The sequence below is a fragment of the Sphingobium sp. KKT206 genome (assembly GCF_055640555.1).
This window is the reverse complement of record NZ_CM145765.1, coordinates 163,714-177,592: the sequence shown is the minus strand read 5'-3', so window position 1 is coordinate 177,592 and position 13,879 is coordinate 163,714. Positions and strand designations below refer to the sequence as shown.

Annotated in this window: 14 protein-coding genes; 12 read left to right on the top strand and 2 right to left on the bottom strand. The window is 60.0% G+C overall.

Annotation, left to right across the window (positions count from 1 at the left end):
* Positions 1-73 precede the first annotated feature (73 nt).
* Complete coding sequence (locus tag ACZ2HM_RS18770; protein WP_239019105.1) at positions 74-4,246, top strand: strawberry notch-like NTP hydrolase domain-containing protein; 4,173 nt, start codon at positions 74-76, stop codon at positions 4,244-4,246.
* A gap of 55 nt (positions 4,247-4,301) precedes the next feature.
* A complete protein-coding gene (locus ACZ2HM_RS18765; RefSeq protein ID WP_119750480.1) occupies positions 4,302-4,538 on the top strand; it encodes a hypothetical protein in 237 nt (78 codons plus the stop codon).
* Between the two features lie 109 nt (positions 4,539-4,647).
* On the opposite strand, the gene ACZ2HM_RS18760 is transcribed toward ACZ2HM_RS18765, so the two are convergent.
* Complete coding sequence (locus ACZ2HM_RS18760) at positions 4,648-5,616, bottom strand: Ros/MucR family transcriptional regulator (RefSeq protein WP_130754522.1); 969 nt, start codon at positions 5,614-5,616, stop codon at positions 4,648-4,650.
* 166 nt (positions 5,617-5,782) lie between these two features.
* On the opposite strand from ACZ2HM_RS18760, the gene ACZ2HM_RS18755 reads away from it, so the two are divergent.
* The 9 genes from ACZ2HM_RS18755 (at position 5,783) to ACZ2HM_RS18715 (ending at position 11,576) form a co-directional block, all read left to right on the top strand.
* Positions 5,783-6,286, top strand: coding sequence for a hypothetical protein (locus ACZ2HM_RS18755; RefSeq protein WP_119750476.1), 504 nt, complete (start codon positions 5,783-5,785; stop codon positions 6,284-6,286).
* A gap of 123 nt (positions 6,287-6,409) precedes the next feature.
* Entirely contained in the window at positions 6,410-7,606 is a 1,197-nt protein-coding gene (locus tag ACZ2HM_RS18750; protein ID WP_130754524.1) for a DUF932 domain-containing protein, read from the top strand.
* Between the two features lie 101 nt (positions 7,607-7,707).
* Complete coding sequence (locus tag ACZ2HM_RS18745) at positions 7,708-7,920, top strand: hypothetical protein (protein ID WP_119749441.1); 213 nt, start codon at positions 7,708-7,710, stop codon at positions 7,918-7,920.
* Between the two features lie 69 nt (positions 7,921-7,989).
* Positions 7,990-8,394: a DUF5983 family protein gene (locus tag ACZ2HM_RS18740; RefSeq protein WP_130754526.1), complete on the top strand. Its 405-nt coding sequence runs from the start codon at positions 7,990-7,992 to the stop codon at positions 8,392-8,394.
* A gap of 127 nt (positions 8,395-8,521) precedes the next feature.
* Entirely contained in the window at positions 8,522-10,189 is a 1,668-nt protein-coding gene (locus ACZ2HM_RS18735) for a sensor histidine kinase (protein WP_130754528.1), read from the top strand.
* 44 nt (positions 10,190-10,233) lie between these two features.
* Positions 10,234-10,557 carry a DUF5983 family protein gene (locus ACZ2HM_RS18730; RefSeq protein ID WP_130754530.1) on the top strand — a complete coding sequence of 108 codons (324 nt, stop codon included), beginning with the start codon at positions 10,234-10,236 and terminating at the stop codon, positions 10,555-10,557.
* 98 nt (positions 10,558-10,655) lie between these two features.
* Positions 10,656-10,931, top strand: a complete 276-nt coding sequence (locus tag ACZ2HM_RS18725) for a type II toxin-antitoxin system ParD family antitoxin (RefSeq protein ID WP_470427166.1) — start codon at positions 10,656-10,658, stop codon at positions 10,929-10,931.
* Positions 10,931-11,218: a type II toxin-antitoxin system RelE/ParE family toxin gene (locus tag ACZ2HM_RS18720; protein ID WP_119749433.1), complete on the top strand. Its 288-nt coding sequence runs from the start codon at positions 10,931-10,933 to the stop codon at positions 11,216-11,218. Before ACZ2HM_RS18725 ends, ACZ2HM_RS18720 begins: the two co-directional genes overlap by 1 nt.
* Positions 11,219-11,369: 151 nt before the next feature.
* Positions 11,370-11,576, top strand: a complete 207-nt coding sequence (locus ACZ2HM_RS18715) for a hypothetical protein (RefSeq protein ID WP_119749430.1) — start codon at positions 11,370-11,372, stop codon at positions 11,574-11,576.
* Between the two features lie 17 nt (positions 11,577-11,593).
* On the opposite strand, the gene ACZ2HM_RS18710 is transcribed toward ACZ2HM_RS18715, so the two are convergent.
* Positions 11,594-13,027, bottom strand: a complete 1,434-nt coding sequence (locus tag ACZ2HM_RS18710; RefSeq protein WP_470427165.1) for a DUF6880 family protein — start codon at positions 13,025-13,027, stop codon at positions 11,594-11,596.
* A gap of 347 nt (positions 13,028-13,374) precedes the next feature.
* On the opposite strand from ACZ2HM_RS18710, the gene ACZ2HM_RS18705 reads away from it, so the two are divergent.
* Positions 13,375-13,878 (top strand): DUF736 domain-containing protein, encoded by a 504-nt coding sequence (locus ACZ2HM_RS18705; protein ID WP_119749426.1) that lies wholly within the window; start codon positions 13,375-13,377, stop codon positions 13,876-13,878.
* Position 13,879 lies beyond the last annotated feature (1 nt).

Below are 13,879 nucleotides of genomic sequence, written 5' to 3'. Positions count from 1 at the left end.
CGATGTCGCGACAATACTCGCCGACAATCTGACGCAATCGCAAATACCGACCCGACATGCCCTACGAAAGCTGATGACAGCCAGCTTTGGCGCGAGCGATGCACAAGGCGCATGGTCGATGCGCCAGGCCTATGACGCGCTTGAAATCGCCCTGATACTGTTCCTGCGGCGGGGGAATAGTGGCATCGCCAGATCCGGAGATCCGACTGCCTGTTACGCCGCTTTGCGCCGTCTTGAAACCAGCCTGCCCACGCACAGCTATCGCAGCGAACAGCAGATCGCGATGCAGCAGTTCAGCACGCCGCTGACCCTCGCATGGCTGGCGGTCCAGGCAGCACGCCTTGGGCCAGAGGATCATATTCTCGAACCATCGGCAGGCACGGGAATGTTGCTCGGATCCATTCCGCCTGGACGCTGCACCTTCACGCTCAATGAACGCGATCCCGACCGCGCGGCGCTGCTCACGCTTGCCATCGGGCAGGCTGTCACCTGCCATGACGCGGAATATATCCATGATCTGTTGCCCCTGGGCAATGACCCTTCTGTGGTCCTGATCAATCCGCCCTTCGGTCGCAGCGAGGGACGCGGCAATGACCGGCAGGCCGGGGTGCGGCATTTGCGCTCGGCCTTGCTACGACTGCGCCAGCACGGTCGCTGTGTCGCCATCATGCCACCTGGCTTTGCTGCTGATGGCAGCGGCGCAAAAGCCTATGCGACGATCGCGCAATTGATCCCGCCTCGCGTTGAAATCACCATCCTGGGCAGCCCCTTTGCCAAACATGGCACCGGTATCGCTGTACGACTGCTGTTATTCGACAAGGGATGGCATGGTCAGGGACAAAGTCATGTCGCCGATAATCTGGACGCAGCGCTTGATCTCGTCCTGGCATTGCCTGACCGGCTCGATCCACCTGCCTTGTTGCCACCCCCGCCGTTGCCAAAGCCACCAAGTCCTGCCGTCGCGTTCCATCTCCCTCGGCCAAAGGCAAAGGATGAGGCGGCATCGCTGTTTCGCACTTTGTCCGCCACGCCACTCGCCGCGCCGGCGCGTATAGCAGCAAACAATGCCAATGCTGTTCCGCTTTCCTACGCCGTACGCGACACGCCTCTGCCGGTAGGCGACCCTGTTGGCATCTATGCGCCCTGGCGGCTTGCGCGGATTGCGATCGAAGGCGCGACACCCCATCCCGACAAGCTGGTGGAATCCCTGGCCATGGGATCAGTATTGCCGCCCGTACCGCGCTGGCAGCCATTATTACAACCAAGGGCGCTCGCTGCCCTGTCCGAGGCGCAACTGGAAACCATCATCCATGCAGGCGAAGCCTTTTCACGCGATCTGCCCGGTATGTTCACGCCCAATGCAGCAGGGGATCAACTCCATGAAGATCCCGCAGGGCGCGCCTATCGGACGGGCTATTTCATTGGCGATGGCACAGGCGTTGGCAAGGGCCGGGAAGGGGCGGGCCTGATCCTTGACCAGTGGAACAGGGGTAATCGCCGTGCCATCTGGATTTCGCGCAGTGCTGCCCTGCTCGAAGACGCCCGAAGGGACTGGAGCGCCCTTGGCGGCCTGCCGATCGATATCCAGCCGCTCGATGCCTTCCCGCTCGGTGAGCCGATCACCATGACGTCTGGCATTCTCTTCCTCACCTATGCAACGCTGCGCTCGGTCCGTCAGGACAATTTCTCACGCCTGCAGCAGATATTGGTCTGGACCGATGCTGAATTTGAGGGCGTCATCCTGTTTGATGAATCCCACGCGATGGGCAACGCTGCAGGCACGCAAGGCGATTTTGGAACGGCGAAGGGGTCAGAGCAAGGCCTGGCGGGCGTTCGCCTCCAAAATGCCCTGGCCCGCGCGCGGATAGCCTATGTGTCCGCGACGGGTGCCACCAAGCCTGAAAACCTCAGCTATGCCTCGCGCCTTGGCCTGTGGGGGCCGGGCACAGGCTTCACCGACCGCAATGCTTTCATGGCGGCGATGGACGGGGGCGGGATCGCCGCGATGGAGATCGTGGCGCGCGATCTCAAAGCCACCGGCCTCTACACCGCGCGGGCGCTCAGCTTTGCCGGGGTGGAATATGATCCGCTCGAACATCGATTGAGCCCTGACCAGATCGCCATCTATGATGCCTTCGCGGATGGGTGGGCGGTGATCCATGCCAATCTGCACAAGATATTGGGCGCGTCCGGCGTCGTCGATGCCATGTCAGGACAGACGCTGAACGGCCAGGCTAAAGGCGCGGCGCTCAGTCGATTTGAAAGTGCCAAGCAGCGCTTCTTCTCGCAATTGTTGATTGCGATGAAGGTGCCGAGCCTGATCAAGGCCATAGAGGCAGAGATAGCCGTCGGCCATGTTGCTGTCGTGCAACTCGTCACGACAGCCGAAGCGATATTGGAACGCCGTCTTGCCGACTTATGTGCGGAAGATCGTGCCAGATTAAATCTTGACCTGTCGCCGCTTCAAACCCTGATTGATTATCTCACATCGGCCTTTCCCACCCGGCAGATGCGGGTGTACCGCGCCAGCGACGGCGAACTACGCTCTGAACCGATGATCGATGCCGACGGGCAGCCCGTTCATTGCCAGGAAGCGCTCAATGCGCGCGACACGATGATCGAGGATCTGTGCGCGCTCCCTCCCATCCCTGCTCCCCTGGACGCGCTCATCGCGCATTTTGGTGCGGACAAGGTCGCCGAGGTTACCGGGCGCTCACGCCGGATCGTCGTTGATAGCAGCGGGCGGCAGCAGGTCGAGCGGCGCGGCACACATGCCAATATCAGCGAAACACGGGCGTTTATGGAAGGGGTCAAGCCCATATTGATATTCAGCGACGCTGGATCCACCGGGCGCTCCTACCATGCCGATCTTGCCAGCAAAAGCGCAGACAAACGCCGCATCCATTTCCTGCTCGAACCGGGTTGGCGTGCCGACGTCGCGATCCAGGGGCTTGGGCGCACCCATCGTACCAACCAGGCCTGCCCCCCGGTGTTCCGGCCTGTGACCACCAACTGCAAGGGCGAACGCCGCTTCATCAGCACGATTGCGCGAAGGCTGGACGGCCTTGGTGCCCTAACTCGCGGACAACGGCAGACGGGCGGCCAAAATATGTTCGATCCGGCCGACAATCTTGAAAGCGACTATGCGCGTGAAGCGCTTGGGCAATGGTATCGGCTGCTTTTCGCAGGCAAGCTTTCCAGCGTGACGATGGGCGACTTCGTCACACTGACTGGTCTCAAGCTCGTCGATGAGGGCGGTAACCTGCTTGAAACCCTCCCGCCCATCCAGCGCTGGCTTAATCGCATCCTGGCGCTGCGGATCGCGATCCAGAATGCAATCTTTGAGGAATATATGGGTCTCATTGAGGCGAGGGTGGACGCCGCTCGTGCGGCGGGCACGCTTGACCTTGGCGTCGAGACTATTCGCGCCGAGCGGATCGAGACTTTGTCTGAGCAGATTTTGCGCACAGATCCGGTGACCGGCGCGCAGACCTGTCTGTTGCGCCTTGAGCTTCACATCCAGCCCCGCGTCACCACATGGCACATACTGAACCAACGGTATCAGGGCATGGACGACATGGCCTGGTTGCGCAACAGCCGCTCCGGGCGCGTCGCCTTGCAATTGCCCTCCTGGTCGATCACCGATGAAGAAGGGCGACCCATTCCCATGTGCCAGCTTGTCCGGCCCACCGGATCGACGCGGATCGATCGGGCATCGCTCGTACATAGTCACTGGGCCTGCATCGATGCCGAGACATTCAAGACTGTCTGGGACGAGGAGGTGGCCGCCGCAGAAGGACGGCTTGACGTCGAGACCATCTGGGTCGCGATGGGCCTTCTTCTGCCTGTCTGGAACAGGCTACCACAGGACGATGTGCGCGTGTGGCGTATCGATAATGGCGCGGGCACATCCATTTTGGGCCGGATCATTCGTCCGGGCGCGGTTGAAAAACTGCAAGCGGCCTTTGGACTGGAACAGGGCATAAGGCTCGGTGCCAGAGACCTGCTTACTGCCGTAAAAGCTGGGGACGACGTCGCCATACCGGGTCTTGGCAAAGCGCGTCTCGCCTCAGTTCTCGTCAACAGTGCCCGTCGCCTTGAAATCCGCGACTATGATACTGGTGACCGCGCCTGGCTGAAAGCGCGCGGTGTGTTCAGCGAGATCATCCAGTATCGCACGCGGCTTTTCATTCCCGTCGACAGGGCTGTCGAAATACTCGACGCGATCATCGCGGAGCGACGCTGAGACGGCAATGTGTGACATGGTAATGCCGTATCCGCTTATCTGACAAGGGAAACTTATGTTCAATCCGTTTCAGCGTACATGCGCCGACGCCTATTGCGAGGGTGACTTCGCCCATGTCGAAGATATCGAGCAGGTTCGCGCAGTTAGCGATACGCTCTTCACATTTCTGATGATTGAGTTGGGTACCCCCGAGGATTGCGACACGCGCGAAGAAGCACTGCGCAGAATGGCGATGGCGATTGGAAACATCCAGGATTTTGCCGCTGCGATTGAAAAGATGCAGACAGCCTGAGTATCTGGACTTGTAGTTAGTAATCCTGAGGTCAGACATTGGCCGCCGAAGCTCATGGAACCCAAGCACCCCGGCGGCTGTCCTGCTTATCTCAATGTCTCGGACCAGGTCAGCTTTCCGCCGTTTTCGGCGCGGACTGTACGTCGGGCGTTTTGATACCGAGGGTCTTGCGAGAAGATTTTACGGTTTTTGCAGAGCGAGCTTTAGGTGCGGGTTCCGCTGGCGTCTTTTTCGCGGTGACGCTCGATTGACGTTTCGCTTTCGCAGGCTTCGAGGCTTTGACGGTGTCAACCGGAGGGGCGATCGCATCAATAGATGTCGCCGATATGCTGACTTTGGAAGGCGTTTTTCGCGCAGGCTTGGCGACGGGCTGGTCTCCTGCTGCCTTCACCTTGCGCGATGCCTTGGGTGGTAAAATGTCGGCAGATGTCGCTATGGCGTCTTTTGGAGCGCCGGTTGCGGACATCTTCTCATCGGTGGTTGATGCTATGGGCGCAGATACAGCCTTGCTTGTGGGCCTTGCCCGGCTTGTTGCGACCGTCGTCTTAGGCGTCTTTACCTTCCGCCCCTTGCCCGTCACAGGCGCAGACACTTGTTCGGTAGGGACATTTGCGATGGTCGGCTCGCTCGTTGCCGGCGACACATTAGCAGCGCTCGCAGCGGCGGCTTTTGCAGCAGTTCCACGCTGTCCAAGGCCGAGCCGTTGCGCGACTTCCCGGCGCTGCTCGGAATAGGCCGGTGCAACCATGGGATAGGTTGACGCAAGACCATAGCGCTCACGATATTGCGCTGGCTTAAGGCCGTGCGAGGCCAGATGCCGCTTGAGCGTTTTGTAAGGCCGGCCATCGATGAGGCTGATGAGATGCTCGCGGGAGGCGAGACTTTTGCGAACACTGACCGCAGGCGTGTATTCCAGCACGGGCTCTGCTTCCACTGCGGATGTTTGCGCCACCAGCGCTGCACGTGTCGACTGGATCAACCCTGCCAGATCGGCGCTTGGCACCATATTATTGGTGACATAGGCGCTGAGCAACTGAACGGTCAGAACCGTATAGTCGGGCTGGTCGGCATCGGTCATGGGAATATCCTGTCCAAGACATGGTGAGAATGTCGGCGCTGCAGGAGCCGCGGCTCAAAAACAGGAGTTTAGCCATCCGGGCCGTGATTTGTCAAAGGGGAGGGGGAGCCATGTCTGTGCAGGCAAACAGCTTGGGCAGGTAAACCGGTACAGGAGCTTATGGACAATGGCGGACATATATATTCAGGGGAGTTTTGCGTTCATATGTCATGTGGAAGAGGCCGAAACATTGGGCCAAGCCTGGTACGCCGTAATGTCGTTGCGCGATGACGTCGAGCCAGACGCGCCCTCCGCCGCACTCACTACATTGTTTCCCCCTCTTGATGAAGGCGATCCATGGTCAGGCCTGCTCACCATTTTCGACAATCCCGATTTCCCCGACTTTGGTGCTGATCTCCAGATCGACGTCGATCGCGATAATCGGGACATGCGAATAGTGGTGATTTGCGGGATGACGGATTTTCAGCCTGCGCCGATTGCAAAGCTGATCCAGCGCTGCTGTGCCCAAAGCCTGGCACAGGCACCGATCGGCTTTGAATGGGCGGAAGTCTGTTCCAGACCGCGCGTCGGACATTTCCGCGGCGGGTGGTGCGCCATTTTTCCTGATCGCCTCGAATTTGAAAGCACCCTTCACGCCTTGTCAGCCGCACTGAGCGGTGCTGTGATCTGAACGGTGACACGCTGTTTGTGGGACACAGGACCCTGGCCAGACATGCGGAGGGGAGGGGGGAAGGGATTTGCGAGGATCAGTGGCGCTGCCCTGGCTTCATGACTCTTATGAGGAGAGCCTCTCATGTCCAGTCTTGCAATCCCGGTCGACAGTGCGCCGGTAACGGGTGCCTATCGCGTCGATATTTCCCGCGGCCATAATGTCAGCCGTGTCTCGTCAGAATGGTTTTCGCGGCCCGATGACGAGAAATTCCTGTCGCTGACAGACCTTTACGACCATGTCCGCACGCGGGCCGAGCGAGCGACGACGCGGATCGTCGAAAGCCGATCGCTCCGGGTCGAAGCGCGTGCCGATAATCCGGAACGCCTGACCCTATTCGTGCCGGGCGAGGATATGCCCATCGCGCCCACCAACTGGTCCTTTGGCCAGCTCTCCAGCCTGGTCGGTGCACCCGCTTCCTATCTGCGCTCGCTGCCCGCAGCGCTTGCCGGCATCAATCTCCAGCATGGCCTGCTCTCCCATCGCGGCGAACAGGTGAAGCTGCTTCAGACGCAAAATGGCCGCGCTGAATTACGCGCGGTTACAGGTCCTGATTATGGACGCATCTGGGATCATGAGCTGGTCGCCGCGGTCATGAAGATCGCGGGCGACGGTGTGGGCGATACGCGCTGGAAAGTGCCCGGCGTCCTTGACTGGTCTTCGATGCACTATAACCCCTTTGTCGATGTATCCCGCGACACAACGACGCTCTATGCGTCCGATCGCGATGTCTTCCTCTTCCTTGTGGATGATACCCACCCGATTGAGGCCGGACGCCTTGCCAATGGCGATCCGGACCTGTTTTTCCGCGGTTTTTACTGCTGGAATTCTGAAGTCGGGTCAAAGACGCTGGGCATTGCCACTTTCTACCTGCGCGCCGTCTGCATGAATCGCAATCTGTGGGGTGTCGAGAATTTCGAGGAAATCTCGATCCGCCACTCAAAGTTTGCCGCCAATCGCTTCGCCCATGAAGCCGCGCCTGCACTTGAAAACTTCGCTGATTCCTCCGCCAGCGGCTTCATCCGGGGCATTCGCGCTGCGCGCGAGCGTATTGTCGCCCGCACCGACGAAGATCGCCAGACATTCCTGCGCGGTCAGGGTTTTTCCAAGGCCGAAACCGGCAAGATCATCGCCACCGTGCTGGCCGAAGAAGGTCATCCGCCTGCCAGCATTTTCGACTTTGTCCAGGGCATCACCGCCCATGCCCGGTCCAAATCCAATCAGGACAGCCGTCTCGACGTTGAGACGAAGGGACGCAGGCTTCTCGAACGGGCGCATTGACCCCGGCTGGCCCCGGCACCGCGTCGCCCAATCTCCCATTCGCACATCAGTGACGGTCGTTGAAAGGCGACAATCACGCTCGCCCTTGAAAGGACGCCATCATGCGGACCTCGTCCCAGCATTCGCTCCAAAGCTTTCGCGTCGATATCCACTTCTTCAGCGGAAACGACCTCTATGCCTGTGAAACCTACCGGATCGATGCGCCAGACTGGTATCGTGCCGAGCAGCAGGCGCTGCAATTGTCGGGCGAGAGCGCTTACGACAATGGTCGGGTGCCCGATCTTCGGCGCACGGCGACATCATCGCTGGCCTGACCGTGCGTCTACCGCGCCATGTCGCCGCGCAGACACATCTCCTACACCATATATTTCAGGAGTTTTCCTATGCCTTCCTCTGCAAAGCGCGGCCTTGCCTCGCTATTGGCGGGATCGTCGATGCCGGCCCGCACCCATCCTGAATTGCGCAGCCGACCTGCAGAACAGTCGCCTACGCCCGCAATTGGCGTGATCGGCAAATATCAGCTGCTTTCCACCGCGCATCTTTCGATGAACACGGCGCTGTTGCTTGATAGCTGGTGCAATGGCCACGCCCATGAAGCGCCAACCACGGTGGCGCGCAACGCCCATGGCTGGTTTCTGTCGACCCGCTCTATGTCAGCCGATTGCGAGCGCGCCCTGCCTGCCGATCTGATGGCTGCCATCCTCTTTGCGCGGCGGCGCGGCATCGATCTGCTGCATTTCGACTGCGATGGCCCAACGCTGCCGCAATTGCTCGTGCATGACTGGTGAACATGAAGCGCGCCGACGGCAAATCGCTTTGCACAGATCGGCCTGGCAGCGGCGGATTTTCGATCGGAGGGGAGGGGGACGTTGAGAAGGGGCGGAAAATGACCGCCTGTCCAAGGAGACATAGATCATGGCGTTACCTCTTACGATCACCCCACAGGTGGGCGCGTCCCTCATCACGCGCGTCACGCGTCTGTTCAATGGTACGATCCACGATGTGCTGAACGAGCTGCTGCAAAACAGCCGCCGCGCTGGCGCCAGCGCTGTAACTCTGGATCTTGAAGGCTCCGATGGTGCCCCTATCCTTGTCGTGAGTGATGACGGTTCGGGCATCGATGACCCGGTTGCGCTGCTGACTCTTGGCTATTCAGGCTGGAATGATGCAGTTGCCCACCGCGAGGATCCGGCCGGCATGGGCATGTTCAGTCTTGCAGGACGTCATGTTGAAGTACGATCCTGGTCGCGCAGCGCGGGCAGGGGCTGGATGGTCGAGATCCCCGAACAAGGCTGGCAGAGCCCAGAGCCGCTCGCGATCCAGCCCTGCGTCATAACCGGCGGTACGCAGTTGCGCATCGCCTTGCCGGACGCATGGACCAAGAATTTGCTTGCCGCCGCCCGCAACGCCGCACGCTATTTTCCGCTGCCGGTAACTTTGTCGGGCACGCCTCTGCCACGCGAGGATTTCCTCGCCGAGGCTGTTCGGGTCGAAACCTGGCAGGGCTGCCGCATCGGCATTTTCAGCTGGCGCGGCTACCAGCCGGTCGACATGGCCCGCATTAATTTTCACGGTGTCACCGTGCCTTGCGATTTGCCGTTCGTGTCGGAGGTGGGCAAAATCGACAAATGGTGCGTGAAGGTCGACATTATCGACGCGCCCGATCTGCAACTGGTTCTGCCTACGCGCAAGGAAATGGTCCGTAATGCAGGGCTCGACGCGCTCAAGATCGCTGCAGAAGCCGCTATCTATCGGATGATCTGCGACAGTGGCGACCATCGACTGGGCTTTACGGAATGGAAGCGCGCCAGGGCATTGGGCATCATGCTACCGCATGCAGCGCCCTGGCTTCCATGCTGGGCGCCGATGACCGCCGACAGCATGGGGTGCGATCAGGGCGAACCCATATCGTCGCCTGATATGCTGGTCGTGCCCGCATTGGAGATAGACCTTCAGCAAGGCGCTGCGCCGATATTGAATGCGCCGGACAAGCTCGGCATGCGCACGGTGCGGATCGCGCCGGAATTTTCCGGCTATGACTGGTATGACAGGCTGCCCCGCCTGCAGACTCTTGCCTTTGTGATCGAACAAAATGGTCTCGAACATATGTATGAGGCCGACACCGAACTAGATCCGTCCTGCACATCGGGACGGGCCGACGCAATCACGCTCGAACTGGGGATCGCCAGTTGCGCATTGCCTGGTGCGACGCTTACGAAGCGATGCTTCCCGCTTGAACTGCTGGTGTGTCGCAATGAAGGCTATGATCTCGAGGATGCGATCATCCTTATTGGGAGCAATGCCGTCGTTTCACCCGATGATCTGGCCTGGCAAATGGAGCAGAGCCTTTTTAGGGCATCGGATGGCAGCGATTGCGACAGCTGGGAAACCCAGCAGGACAATTTTCAGCGAAGCGCGCGTAACTACGCCTATGCGTTGCTGCTGAGCGAGGAGGAGGCTCTGCTGCGGCAAATCCGCGACAGGCTTACCGACAAGGTGCAATGGCTGATACCGCCGGACCGCACTCTCACGGTTACAGCGACCCGTACGGGCGTCGAACTGACATTGGAACCGGCGCCATGACGCCTTCGCACCCTCCAAAAATTCCTGCTCTGGGGAGGCTTGATATGCGACGATCCGCGATGTTTACCCTGTCCACCATGCATATTCCGCTCGCCGAGCGACAGAAGATCGAAAAGCTGATCAGGGCAGCGCCGCGCGATGATGACGGCCGATTGCATGTCGCGCATAATGATCTGGTTATCGAACCCCATCTCTACGGATTCTTCGTTCATTGCGGCATCGCGGCCTGCCAGGCCGCCGATCCGCCGGACATCTCGCCTCAACTCTGGGCGTTGCTTTCGGCAGCCAATGCGGACGGAGCGTCCTGGCTGCTGTTCGACCGGGATGAACCACCATCCTCTTGCTGGCCGACGTTCGATGCAGGTTGAGGGAGCACTTCGCCTCTCGTCACCTGCTTGTCAGCATTCTGTCGAGCGCGGCTCTTGCAGAATTATATCATAAAATGATATCTAGGTCGGAAAGGAGTATGACTATGCCATCCAGCTTCACCTTAGGAACCCATTTCGAGGGCTTCATCAAGCAACAGGTGAACACCGGTCGTTATGCATCGGCCAGTGAGGTCATTCGCGACAGCCTGCGTCTGCTAGAGGAGCAGGACGCCATGCGACAGGCGCGGCTTGAGGCGCTACGCGCCGAGATCGATCTGGGTGCGAGCAGCGGGACTGGCATACCTGCGGAGCAAGCCTTCGCAAATGCAAGGGCACGCATTGCTGACATCGCCGCTGCCAACAAGGAGCAGTGATGCATCTTTCGTTTTCACCGGCAGCCGACGCTGATCTGACAGATATTGCCAGTTTCATTGCCCGGGATAATGTTGATCGGGCGTTGACATTCATCGATGAACTCCAAGCGGCTTGCACAAAGCTTCTCGATTTTCCTGGCTCTGGCACGGTGCGTTCCGAGCTTCGCCCGGATCTGCGGTCCAGAGTATATGGCAGTTATGTGATTTTCTACACGCTTGTGCCGGGGAGTGTCCGCATTGAACGCATTCTCCACGGTGCCCGGGATGTGAGCACTATCCTGTCGTAAGACTGATGTGGCATCGCCCGGTCGTGGCGGCCGGTGCTCGCGCATTAAGCTGGACCGACTTCCTTCCTGTCAGGAGTCGAACCGTCATGCCGCATTGATGATGCTGGCTGGTTAGTCATCGGCGCAAAAAGCCCCTGATGGAGAAGTCCCAATGTCCAACACCGATGCTGCGGCATCGCTATCGCCGCGTCGCCAGCGACTGTCCTCGTTCGAAAACTCTTACGCCGTCGCCTTGCAACGCCAGCGGCAGACCGGCGTCAGCCAGTTCATCCTTCGCACGGCGAACCCTCTGCAGCCCTTTCGCACGACCAGTCGTGCGCCCAGGTTTCAGGAATATATTGTCGCGCTGGTCGCTTGAACAGAAATGGGCTGCGATCAGTCCTCCCAAAAACCGCGCTTGCGTCCATGCTGTGCCTGGAGTGCTGCTACATAGGTTTCATGGTCGGGATGATTGCCATAATCATCGATTCTGCGGGCAAGATGCGCGCAGCTTTCCAGATGGCGGGCGGCATGCGGATAGCGTTTGACCCGCGCCCGCTCCAGCGCGAAATCGACCATCGTGCGAAGCGCCAATGTGGCCGCCAGCGGATGGCGGCTTTCCAGTGCTTCGGCAGCATGGTTGAGAAGTTCATTAGGATCGCCATCCAGTTCGTCAGCGCGCGCCAGCATCATAGCTGCCGCGCCCTCGATATCAGGCCAGGCGAGCAGGAAATGCAGGGCGTGGGATAAGGACGGGAAGGCGCGGACATGGGCCAGCGCCTTCTTCTCCGCGTCGAGATCATCAAAATCGGGCAGGCGTTTGAGATAGGCCCGCAGATATTGGGCGTCGAGCGCCGTGACGAACCTATCCCATCGTTCGGCCTGCGCCTCGTCGGTGCGGCCCAGGGAATCGAGGATAGCAATCCGCACCCGGTCCCAATCCGGCCAGTGGCCATCTTTCTGCCTTACGGCCTGCGCGTGCTCGATAGCCGCCATCGCCTCGTCCGTCCGGCCCGCGTCGCCCAAGCGCTCGGCGATCGCCGCGGCGATGGCGGGATTGTCGCGCTGTTCGACGGGATATTGGGCTATGAAAGCATCCACATCACCCAACGCATCGGCAATCTCCAGCAGCGCGGTCTGGACTGTGCGGGCGTGACGCCGGATCTCCATATCATCCTCGTAGATGGCGCCCCCTGATCCATAGCCGATCATAGGTCGTTCAGCTTGCGTCTGTTGCTTTGACGGGCTGCTTGCCATCGCCTCAAACTTGCCTTGGAGCAGTAGCAGTCCCGGCTTCCCGAGAACCGGCGCCATCAGCGTGATGAGCGCGTCGAACTGGCCATAGCCATTGTCGCACACGCTATCGAACACTCTGTCTGCCAGCCGTGCAGTTGGCAGTTTTGCTGCCGCAGCCAGTGGCACAAGGTCAGGCAATGCGGTAGCAAATATCGAACCGATCTGACCGCTGCTATCATCGCAGCGATCAAATACCGGTCTTGCCAGCGCAACCAGTTTCCAGAGCAGATCCAATGCAGTTGCCGGATCATGGGGTGCGACATGATCCATAATTGCTCGCCGCTGTGCCTCTATGTCCGCTGCCAGCAGCTTGACCTTGTGCCAGTCGACAAAGGCTTTCGCTTTGGCGATGGTCGCAATTCGTTTGCCGATTTGGTCGGCAACGTCCCCGCTGCCACTGACGCTGGCCAGCTCCAGCCGCAACCGTCGTTTGGCCTGCGCGTCCCTCGTCACAAGCTCCAGCAGCAATTGCGCCAGGCGCTGCGCGCCCAGCGCTTCGAGGTTGGTCTGATTGAGGGTTTTGGATGAGGCCATGGGCCATTTTTGTCTTGCTGGGACGAGGGACGTCAAGCGTGGAATGATATTGGGACTGGGAATGGGCGGCTGCCCGCGCGGTGCGCGGGCACCGGGCTGGCGGGCTGGCGCCCCAAGCCCCGCTGCGCGGGTCTTGGCCCTGACGGGCGCGCATCCCTGCCGCGTGGGGCGGGGGTATGCGTGGAAAGGAAGCGCGGCGCGGCGTGAAGAATGGGGGCATAGGCGAATGGCAGTGGGTCGCCCCTACCAATGGCGCAGGGGGCGAGGGCAGGATCAGAGGAGAGGAGGATCTGGAAAGATTGTCGCCGGAAATGGGTTTCGAGCGACGATCTGGAAAGGTTAAGTCAATGAACATCGGAGAAGTTCGTATCGTCAATGGTCGTCTGGAAGGCCGTGTCGCCACCCGCACCATCGATCTCCCCCGCATCGGCCTGCGCAAAGTCGATAGCCAGAATCCGCGTGCGCCGGTCTATGAAATCCTCGCGCTTAACGTCGCGCGGCGCTGGGTGCAGGTCGGTGCGCTGTGGGAAGCGGTGGCCAAAAAGTCGGGCGAAATATTCCTCGCCGGCAATATCGATGATCCCAGCCTGCCTGAACCGCTGCCGGTTGCCTTTTTCCCGACCGACAATGGCGGCTATTCGATCGCCTGGCGGCGCGACACGCTGCGCTCGGACTTTGGTGGCACTGGCTTTGGCGCGGCCAATTATGACCGGATGGGTGGCGGTGACGCTGGCTATGATCGGGCAGAAGAGAGCGGCTTTGGCGCTAGCACCGCTGGCATGGACGGGTCGCTGGCCGGTGCCGACGCGGGGTTCGACAGGCAAGCCGACTTTGAACGGCTGAACGGCTGAT